Here is an 11,095-nt window from a genome sequence, read left to right as displayed (position 1 = left end):
CCGCATCCTCCAACGCCTCCCACACCACCTCCAACAACACCCGCTGCTGCGGATCCATCACCACAGCCTCCCGCGGACTCACCCCGAAAAACCCCGCATCAAAACCACCCGCACCCGACAAAAAACCACCGTGGCGCGCCGCCGAGCGCGCTGCCCCCGCCTCCGTATCGAACAGCGTCGCCAGATCCCAGCCGCGGTCGTCGGGGAATGCATCGATCGCGTCACCGCCGTCGAACACCAGCTGCCACAACGCTTCCGGCCCGTCGACACTGCCCGGGAAGCGGCATCCCACACCCACGATCGCCACCGGTTCCCCCGCATCCGCCTGCGGCGTCACCGCGGCTGACCCGGCGGTTTCCTGGACGCCGAGCATTCGGTCGGCGATCTCCTCGGCCAGGGCGCGCGGTGTCGGGTAGTCGAATATCGCGGTCACCGGCAACGCCACCCCGGTCACCGCGCGCAGACGGTTGCGGGTTTCGACCGCGGTGAGCGAGTCGAAGCCGAGTTCGGCGAAATTGCGTTCTGGGTCGATCGCGTGCCTTCCCGGGTGGCCGAGCACCGCCGCGACCTCGTCACACACCGTGTCCAGGATGATCCGCCGCCGGTCGTCGGCGCCGAGTCCGGCCAGCTGGGCCTGCAACACTGGGTCGGTCTCCAGGTGGGCGGCGCGGCGTGGTTCCGGCGCCAGACCGCGCAGCAGCGGCGGCAACATACCGGTGCGTGCGTGTGCGATGAGCGCCGCACGATCGAACCGGACCGCGGCCACTGCGGGACGATGCCCGCCGAGCGCGGCATCCAGCATGGCCAGTGCTTCGCCGGTGGTCAACGCGGACACACCGCGGCGGTGGACCCGTGCGGCGTCGCCCGCTTCGAGGCGCCCGCTCATGCCGTCACCGGTATCCCATAATCCCCAGGCGATCGAGGTGGCGGGCAGGCCGTGCGTGTGCCGGTAGACGGCGAGGGCGTCGAGGAAGGTGTTGGCGGCGGCGTAGTTGCCCTGACCCGGCGCCCCCAGAACACCAGCGACGGAAGAGAACAGGACGAACGCGGCGGGCGCACGGTCAAGGGTGAGTTCGTGCAGATGCCAGGCGGCGTCGGCCTTCGCGGCCAGCACCGTCTCCATCCGCTGCGGGGTCAGCGCGGTGACGATCCCGTCGTCGAGCACACCGGCGGCGTGCACCACCGCGGTAAGCGGGTCCGGGATCTCGGCGAGCAGGTCGGCCAGCGCGCGACGATCGGACACGTCGCAGGCTCGCACCGATACTCGGGCACCGAGTTCCGTCAGCGCGGCGACAGCGGCGTCGACGCCCTCGGCGGCGGGCCCGCGCCGCGATACCAGCACCAGTGACTCGACGCCGTGCGCCACCACCAGATGCCGGGCCACGACCGAGCCCACGCTTCCGGTGCCGCCGGTGATGAGCACGGTACCGCCGCGGAAAACCGGCTCGATGCCGGACACCGGGTCGGGTGTGGACCGGGACAACCGGGCAGCGTGCACCACCGTGCCCCGCACGGCGAGTTGCGGTTCGGCGCACGCCATGACGATCGGTATCAGCGGAGTGGGGTCGGTGTCGGTGTCCAAGAGCACGATGCGGCCGGGATGCTCCGATTGCGCGGAGCGGACCAGGCCCCAACTCGCCGCACCGGCGAGATCGGTGACTTCCGCCTCCGATACGGCTACCGCGCCGGTGGTGACGACGAGCAGGGTGGCGTCGGCGTACCGCTGTTCGGTGATGAAGCGCTGTACGGCGGATAGCACCCGGTTGGTGACGATGTGGATCGCGGCAGGCATATCGGCGTCTGCCGGCCGGTCGCGCAGGTCGAGGACAAACACCTGTGCATCCGAGAGGGACGCCGGGTCCCAGGGCGCAGCCGACACAGCCGACACAGCCGGTCCAGTTGTCGCAGCTGGTGCAGCCGGTGTGAGCGATGTAGCTGGTGCAGCCGACCCTGTCGGCGCGTGCGGTGTCGACACCGGGACCCAGAACAGTTCATGCAGTGTCGCGGCAGCTGGTGCCGACGCAAGCTGATCGAACGGGACCGGACGTGAACCGAGGGTCCGAACCGACAGGAGCGGGGTGCCGTGGTGGTCGCTCACCTCAATGGTGACGGTGTCCCCGTCACCGCGCGCGATCCGGCCCCGTACCCGGGTGGCGCCGACCGCGTACGCGGTCACCCCCTCCCAGCGGAACGGCAGCAACGGCGCATCCGCCCGCACCCCCGCCGCGGCCGCGTGCAGCACCGCGTCCAACAGCGCCGGATGTAGTCCGTAGGCGGCGGCATCGGTGACGGTATCGGGTAGCGCCGCTTCGGTGAACAACTCCTCGCCACGTCGCCACACCGCGCGCAGCCCGCGCCACACCGGCCCGTAGTCGTATCCGGCGGCGGCGAGATCGTCGTAGATACCGTCGATGGCGACGGGCACCGCATCGGCGGGCGGCCACGGCGTTATCGCGTTACCGGGTGTCGCCGCGGTCGCCGGAAGCAGGCGGCCGCGGGCATGCAGGGCCCATTCGGTGTCGGACGCAATATCGGGGCGGGAGTAGACCGTGACCGGCCGCGCCTGCTGGTCGTCGGCGGGACCGACGACCAGCCGGACGCACACCGCGGGATCGTTCGGTAACACCAGTGGTGTGAGCAGGGTCAGCTCGTCCACCACCGGTGTCGCGGTCTCCGCGCCCGCCCGCAGCACCAGTTCGAGGAAACCGGTCGCGGGGAACACCACGGCCGAACCCACCGTGTGGTCGGCGAGCCACGGCTGGGTGGCCTGTGACAGCCGACCGGTGAACGTGGCGGCGCCGGACTCCGGGTCTGTCACCACGGCCGCCAACAGCGGGTGATCGGGATCGGCCAGTCCTGCCGTCGCCACGTCCGAGGCTCCGGCAGGCGGCAGCCAGTACCGCTGACGCCGGAACGCGTAACCGGGCAGCGTGACCGGGCGCGAACCCGGCGCGGGGTACAGGGCGGACCAGTCCACCGGCGCGCCGGTCACATCCATGCGCGCCAGCGCCGTCAGGGTGCTGCGCGGCGCCGGGCGGTCCCGGTGCAGCAGCGCCGTTACCGTGACCGGTGGGGTGGCGGTGTCGTCGAGGTTGCGATGGATCAGCCCGGTGAGCCCCCCGTCGGACCCGGCGACGAGGAAACGGGTCGCACCGTCGGCGGCGAGAGCGGTGACCGTCTCGGCGAACCGAACCGTTTCCCGGACGTGACGCACCCAGTGCCCGGGCGTGCTCGGGTCCGCACCAGGAAGGTTGGACACCAGCGGAACCTCGCCCGCGCCGTAGTCGAGACCGGCGGCGATCTCGGCGAACTCGGCCAGCATCGGCTCCACCAGCACCGAATGGAATGCCTGGGACACCGGGAGGAGATCGACCCGCAGCCCGCGCGCGTGCGCCCGCTGCACACAGTCGGTGACCGCCGCCCGCGGCCCCGAGACGACAACCGAATCCGCGGCGTTGACCGCAGCGATCGTCATATCCGGCCCCAGCAGCGCCTCGACCACCTCCTCCGGCGCCTGGATCGCCGCCATCGCGCCGTCGGCGGGCAGCGCCTGCATCAGCCGTGCCCGGGCAGCGACCAGGGTGACCGCGGCGCCGCGATCGAGGATGCCTGCGGCGTATGCGGCCGTGATCTCACCCAGAGAATGGCCGGTGACCTGGTCGGGGGTGATACGGCATGAGCGCAGCAGCCGGTACAGGGCGGCGCCGAGGGCGAACAGTGCAGGCTGCGCGATACCGGTGGCCTCGTCCGTTGCTACGTCTCCGAGGACGGCGCGGCGCACCGCTTCCTCGGTCGCTCCACCGAAAGCTTCGGTGACGGCGTCGAATTCGCGGGCGAACACCGGGAAACAGTGATACAGCTCCCGGCCCATGCCCTGGTAGGGGGCGCCTTGGCCGGGGAAGACGATAACAGTCTTCCCTGCGGCGGCGACGCCCGTGACCACTCCGTGCACCGGCCGCCCCTGCGCCAGACCGGACAACCCGGACAGCAGTTCGTCGCGGTCGTCGCCGACCACGACCGCACGATGGTCGAACCGGGCACGCCGGGCCAGCGTCCAGCCGATATCGTCGGGCCTGAGATCGGGGTGCCGGGACAGATGGTCGGCGAGCCGCGCAGCTTGGGTGGTGAGGTCATCGTGGTCGCGGGCCGATATCGGCCACACCGTCGGACCGGCCACCGGATCATTCGACTCGATGTCGGGTTCGTCCTCCGGCGGCGCCTGTTCCAGGATGATGTGGGCGTTGGTGCCGCTGATCCCGAACGAGGACACCCCCGCGCGCCGCGGCCGCTCACTCACGGGCCACGGGCGGTGCTCGGTGAGCAGCCGCAACCCGCTGCCGGACCAATCGATATGCGGCGACGGTATATCGGCGTGCAGGGTGCGGGGCAGCAGTTCATGCTGCAGCGCCTGCACCATCTTGATGATCCCGGCAACACCGGCGGCGGCCTGGGTGTGGCCGATATTGGATTTGATCGACCCCAGCCACAGTGGCCGCTCGACAGGCCGGTTCGCGCCGTACACCTGCGCCAGCGCATGTGCTTCGATCGGATCCCCGAGCGAGGTCCCGGTGCCGTGCGCCTCGACGACGTCGATATCGTCCGGCACCAGGTTCGCGGTGGCCAGGGCGCGGCGGATGACCCGCTCCTGAGCGGGACCGTTGGGTGCGGTCAGACCGTTGCTCGCTCCGTCGGAATTCACTGCCGACCCGCGCACCACGGCCAGCACCCGGCGGCCCGCGTGACGAGCCTTGGCGAGCGGTTCCACCACGAGAATGCCCGCGCCTTCGCTCCAGCCGGTGCCGTCGGCGCCCGCAGCGAAGGATTTGCAGCGCCCGTCCGGCGCCAACCCACCCTGACGGGAGAACTCGACGAAGGCCGTCGGTGTCGCCATCACGGTCACGCCGCCGACCAGCGCGAGCTCACACTCGCCCGCCCGCAGCGCCGCGACCGCCTGATGCAACGCCACCAACGACGACGAGCACGCCGTGTCCACCGACACCGCGGGACCTTCCAACCCGAGCGTGTAGGCGATCCGGCCGGAGGCCACCGACCCGGAGACCGCGGCCGTCGGGTAGTCGTGGTACATGAGGCCGAGGTAGACGCCGGTGTTGGTGTTGTGGAGGGTGTGGGGGTTGATGTGGGCGTGTTCGAGGGCGTGCCAGGTGGTTTCGAGGATGATGCGTTGTTGGGGGTCCATGTGGTGGGCTTCGCGGGGGCTGATGCCGAAGAAGTCGGGGTCGAATCGGGTGGCGTTGTGGAGGAAGCCGCCGTGGTGGGTGGTGGAGTGGGGGTTGTCGGGGTGGTGGAGGGTGTGTAGGTTCCAGCCGCGGTCGGTGGGGAATTGGGTGATGGCGTCACGATTTTCGATGAGGTGTTGCCAGAGTTCGTCGGGGGAGGTGATGTTGCCGGGGTAGTGGCAGCCGATACCGACGATCGCGATCGGCTCTGCCGCCGGTAGTACCGTCGCGGGCCGGACCGGCAGAGTGGTTCCGGTGAGTCTGCGATCGATGTGTTTCGCGACCGCGGCCGGGGTGGGGTGGTCGAATACGAGCGTGGCCGACAGCGTCAGACCGGTGACGGTGGCGAGCCGGTTGCGTAGCTCGACCGCGGTGAGCGAGTCGAAGCCGAGCTCGGTGAAGCTGCGCCCGGCGGCGACAGCGGCGGCGCCGTCATGGCCGAGGACGATCGCTACCTGAGCGCGAACCAGGTCCTGGAGGCTGCGCATACGCTCCTCCGTGGCCGAGCCGGCGAGCCGCCGCGCCAGTGTTTTCTCCGCCCCGGCAGGCGGTGCCGAGGCGACCAGCCTGCGCAGCAGCGGCGCCAGCATGCCTGCCCGCGCCTCTCTAGCCAGGATCGCCCGGTTCAACCGCACCGCGGTGACCGCAGGCCGGCCACGACGCAGGACGGAGTCGAACAGCGCCAGCCCCTCGTCTGTGGTCAGCGGGGTCACTCCCGCCCGGTTCATCCGGCCCGCGGCGGTGGCCCGCGCGGCCATACCGTCACCGGTGGCCCAGGGACCCCAGGCGATGGCAGTGGCCGGCAGTCCTCGGTTGTGCCGGTAGACGGCGAGGGCGTCGAGAAAAGCGTTCGCGGCCGCATAGTTGCCCTGCCCGGGTGCCCCCAGCACCCCGGCAGCGGAGGAGAACAGCACGAACATCGACAAGTCCCGGCCACGGGTCAGCTCGTGCAGATACCACGCGGCCTCAGCCTTGGCCGCCAGCACCGTATCCAGCCGCTGCGGGGTGAGCGCAGGGACCACGCCGTCATCGAGCACACCGGCGGCATGCACCACGCCGGTCAGCGGGTACTGCGCAGGCACCGCCGCCAGCAGCCCCGAAACCGCGGCACGATCGGATATATCGCAGGAGACGATCGTCACCAGCGCGCCGTCCTGCAGGAGCTCCCGCCGCAATGCCGCCGCTTCCGGAGCGTCCGCACCGCGACGCGAAGCCAACAGCAGCGACCGGACCCCGTGTCTGCGCACCAGGTGCCGCGCCAGCACCGCACCCAGACCGCTGGTGCCGCCGGTGATGAGCACCGTCCCCGCCGCGGCCCGCCCATCGGTGTCCACCTCGGCCTGCTCCGGGTCGAGGCGGGACAGCCGGGCCGCGTGCAGTGTCCCGGCGCGCACCGCCAGCTGTGGCTCGCCGCTGGCCGCAGCCCGGGTCACGATATCGCCGATATCGCCTGCCGGTCCGGTACCGGTGGCGTCGAAATCGATCAGAACGATGCGGTCGGGATTCTCCGATTGCGCCGAACGCGTCAGCCCCCACACCGCGGCCGCGCCCGGATCGGCGACGTCCTCGCTGCCCACCGGTACCGCACCCCGCGTAACCACCACCAGCCGCGCTCGCCCAGGGAACCGATCCGACGAGAACGCTTGCAAGGCTGGCAATGCGACGTGGGTTGCCATCCGCGCTCGCTTCGCGGCGTCGTTGCTGATGTCGCCACAGCGATTGTTGTGGCCGTCGCGGTTGTCGTCCGTACAGCTATTGCCGTCATCGCCGTTGTTGCCGCCGCAACCATCGCAGCCGTTGTGGTCGGCCTCCTGTCGGCAATCCAGAACCACTACGTCGACGTGGTCGTCAACAGAAGCATCGGCGGCCCAGGAGACCATCGTCACCGCAGACGCAGGTTCTGGTTCGGTGATCGGCATCCAGGTGAGCTGGTACAGCGGGTCGGCGGCGCCGGAGACCAGCCGGTCGAGCCGGGCCGGGCGCAGCGCGAGTGCACCCACGGTGGCCACCGGTGTCCCGGCGTCGTCGGTGAGGTCGATCGACACGGCGGCGGGGCCGTCCCGGCTGATCCGGGCGCGCAGCGCCGCGACACCAACCGCGTGCGGTGTGACCGCCGCCCAGGCGAACGGCATCAGCGGAACCCCGCCGTCGCCTGCTACGGCCAGTGCGTGCAGTACCGCGTCGATCAGAGCCGGGTGCAGCCGGTAACCGGACGTCTCGGCGGCAGGCAGCGCGGCCTCCACATACAGTTCGTCGCCGTCCCGCCAGACCGCGCGCAACCCACGGAACGCGGGCCCGTAGTCGTAGCCCGCCTCCGCCAGATCGGTGTAGAGGCCGTCGATGTCCACCGGGACCGCACCGACCGGCGGCCACGGCTGGACGGCCGGTAACCCGTGGTCGTCTCGGCTCGGACGTAACCGGCCCTGCGCATGCCGCACCCAGCCGTCGTCGGCGAGGTCGCCGGAATCGGTGCGGGAGTGAATGGTTACGGTGCGGCCACCATCGGCGTCGGGAACGCCGACAGCGACCTGGATCCGAACGCCTCCGTCGGCGGGAACGACCAGCGGAGTGAGCACCGTGAGCTCGTCCACCATCGGCGCACCCACCGCCGCGCCGGCACCCAGGGCCAACTCCAGGAAGCCGGTGCCGGGGAACAGCACCGCACCGCCGACGCGGTGATCGGCCAGCCATCCGTGCGTGTGCCGCGACAGCAGACCCGACAGCGTCACCGCCGCGGAATCCGGGGACGCGATCACCGCGCCGAGCAGCGCGTGCTCGACGTGGGTGAGCCCCAGCGCCACCGCATCGACCGGTGCCTGCGGCGAACGCCAGTAACGGCGGTGTCGAAACGCATAACCCGGCAACCGCACGCGCGGGCCGTCCCCGTGCGGTAACAACCAATCGACGTGTGTACCGGTGACATGCAGGTGCGCGAGCGCGGACAGGGCGGTGTCCGGTTCGCTGCGGTCCCGACGCAGCAGCGGGGCGGCTGCGACCCGACCGGCGGGGCCCGGCACGGTGTCGCCGATGAGGCCGGTGAGCCCGCCGTCGGGGCCGAGGACGAGGAAGCCGGTGGCCCCGCTGTCGGCGAGCCCGCGAACAGCGGCGGCGAAACGGACCGGCTCCCGGACATGGCGAACCCAGTGGTGCGGGGAGCGGACCCGGTCACCGAGGGGACGGCCGTCGAGAGTGGAGACGATCGGCACCTCCGGTTCGCCGAAAGCCGAACCGGCGGCCACCGCCCCGAATTCCGCCAGCATCGGGTCCATCGACGCGGAGTGGAACGCATGCGACACCGGCAGATACTCCACTCGATGACCGGCTGCCGCGAAGTGCGCGGTGACGGTATCGACCCGGTTCCGATCGCCGGAGATCACCACGGATCGTGGCGCGTTCACCGCCGCCACCTCCACCCCGTCGACGAGCTGCGCGACGACAGCGTGTTCGTCGGCGTGAACCACCGCCATCGCTCCGCCTTCGGGCAGGGCCTGCATCAGCTGGGCGCGGGCGACGACCAGGGTGGCGGCGTCGCGCAACGACAGCGCACCCGCCGCGTGCGCGGCGGTGATCTCACCGACGGAGTGACCGACCAGCTGGTCGGGGCGCACACCCCAGGACCGCATCAGCCGGAACAGCGCTGTGCCGACGGCGAACAGTGCGGGCTGAGCGATACCGGTGGCGTGCAGCGCGTCGGGGTCCGCACCCCACAGCACCGCACGCAGTGAGCGGCCCAGCCGGGCGTCGAGCTCCTCGGCGACGGTATCGAAGGCCTGCGCGAAAACCGGATAACGGTGGTAGAGCTCGCGTCCCATACCGAGGTATTGCGCGCCCTGGCCGGGGAAGACGAACACCGTCGTACCTCCGGGGCGTGTGGGCTCAGCACCGCTGGTACGTACGGTCTCGCAGCCGATTGCGGCGGCGGTGTCCCCGCCGCAGACCCGACGCGTCCGTTCGAGTAACGCGGTCAGGTCGGCGTCTACCACGACGGCACGATGCGGTAACTGGGCGCGCGCCGCCAGCGTTCGCGCCACCGCGGCCGGGTCGAGGCCGGGACGCTGCGCCACGAACTCCGCCAGCCGCCGTGCCTGCTCGGTCAGGGCAGATGCGGAGTGCGCCGACAAGACCCACGCGCAGGGTCCTCCCGCGGAAACGGTGTCGGCTTCGGGGGATTCGGTCTGCGGTGCCTGCTCGAGGACGATATGGGCGTTGGTGCCGCTGATCCCGAACGACGAGACCGCGGCCCGGCGCGGGCGATCGGGCGTGGCGGGCCAGTCCCGCTGCTCGGTGAGCAGCCGGACCGAGCCCCGGGACCAGTCGACGTGCGGAGTCGGGACATCGGCGTGCAGAGTTGCGGGTAGCACGCCGTGCCGCAGCGCCTGCACCATTTTGATCACGCCCGCTACACCGGCGGCGGCCTGGGTGTGGCCGATATTGGATTTGATCGACCCCAGCCACAGCGGCCGCTCGGTGGGACGGCCTTGACCATAGGTGGCCAGCAGGGCGGTCGCTTCGATCGGATCACCCAGCGTCGTCCCGGTGCCGTGCGCCTCGACGGCATCCACGTCCACGGCTTCGATTCCGGCGGATGCCAGGGCACGTCGGATGAGCTCCTGTTGGGCGGGGCCGTTGGGTGCGGTGAGACCGTTGCTCGCTCCGTCGGAATTGACCGCCGACCCGCGCACCACCGCCAGTACCTCGCGACCCGCGCGGCGCGCGTCGGACAACCGCTGCAGCACCAGCACACCCGCGCCTTCGCTCCAGCCGGTGCCGTCGGCGCCCGCAGCGAAGGATTTGCAGCGCCCGTCCGGCGCCAACCCACCCTGACGAGAGAACTCGACAAAGGTGTTCGGTGTCGCCATCACCGTGACACCGCCGGCCAGCGCCAGCGAACAGTCGCCCGCCCGCAGCGCCTGCACGGCCTGATGTAAGGCGACCAGCGACGACGAGCACGCGGTATCGACAGATACCGCGGGCCCGTGCAACCCCAACGTATACGCCAGACGACCGGAGACGATAGCGCCGGCGGCAGCCGCGTCCGGGTAGTCGTGGTACATGATGCCGAGGTAGACGCCGGTGTTGGTGCTGTGGAGGGTGTGGGGGTTGATGTGGGCGTGTTCGAGGGCGTGCCAGGTGGTTTCGAGGATGATGCGTTGTTGGGGGTCCATGTGGTGGGCTTCGCGGGGGCTGATGCCGAAGAAGTCGGGGTCGAATCGGGTGGCGTTGTGGAGGAAGCCGCCGTGGTGGGTGGTGGAGTGGGGGTTGTCGGGGTGGTGGAGGGTGTGTAGGTTCCAGCCGCGGTCGGTGGGGAATTCGGTGATGGCGTCACGGCCGTCGACCAGCAGCTGCCACAACTGCTCCGGATCGCTCACCCCGCCCGGATAGCGGCAGCCGATACCGACGATCGCGATCGGCTCTGTGCTGCGCGCGATCAGTTCCTCGTTTTCGGCGCGCAGGAAACTCGCTTCGTGCAACGACAGACGCAGCGCCTCGACGAGCCGCTCACGGGAATTCTCGCTCTGGGTCATATCGGGTGCTCACTCCGGTTGCCGCGGCCGCGCAGTGCGGAACGCCATCTCGATCAGGTCGGCTTCATCCAGGTCGGAGAGGGCCGGGGGGCCCGGTTCGGGGACGTGTCGACCGGGGTCGTTCGACATCGCCAGCAGCGCGGTCAGCAGCCCGGAATCACGCAGGCGTGCCAGTGGGATCTGTTGCAGCGCGGTGCGAATGGCGCGCTCCTCGGTGTGTTCGATGTCCTCGGTGGATGCCGTGTCGGGCGCGAACCTGCGCAGGATGACATCGGCGACATCGGATGGGGTCGGGTGATCGAAGACGAGGGTCGCGGGCAGGGCAAGCCCGGT

The 11,095-nt window shown here is 70.6% G+C and carries 2 protein-coding genes; both read right to left on the bottom strand.

All coding sequences use genetic code 11. From position 1 onward, the window contains the following. Positions 1–10,762, bottom strand: a 10,762-nt coding sequence (locus B0T44_RS26835) for a type I polyketide synthase (RefSeq protein WP_139348026.1), incomplete at its 3' end; no start/stop codon positions are given. 9 nt (positions 10,763–10,771) lie between these two features. Continuing rightward, the coding region (locus B0T44_RS27355; protein ID WP_176219241.1) for an acyl carrier protein at positions 10,772–11,095 on the bottom strand (324 nt) is incomplete at its 5' end.

It is taken from the genome of Nocardia donostiensis (assembly GCF_002081715.1).
Taxonomy (GTDB): Bacteria; Actinomycetota; Actinomycetes; order Mycobacteriales; family Mycobacteriaceae; genus Nocardia; species Nocardia donostiensis.
The sequence above is the reverse complement of the archived record's forward strand: the minus strand, read 5'-3'. Positions and strand labels throughout refer to the sequence as shown.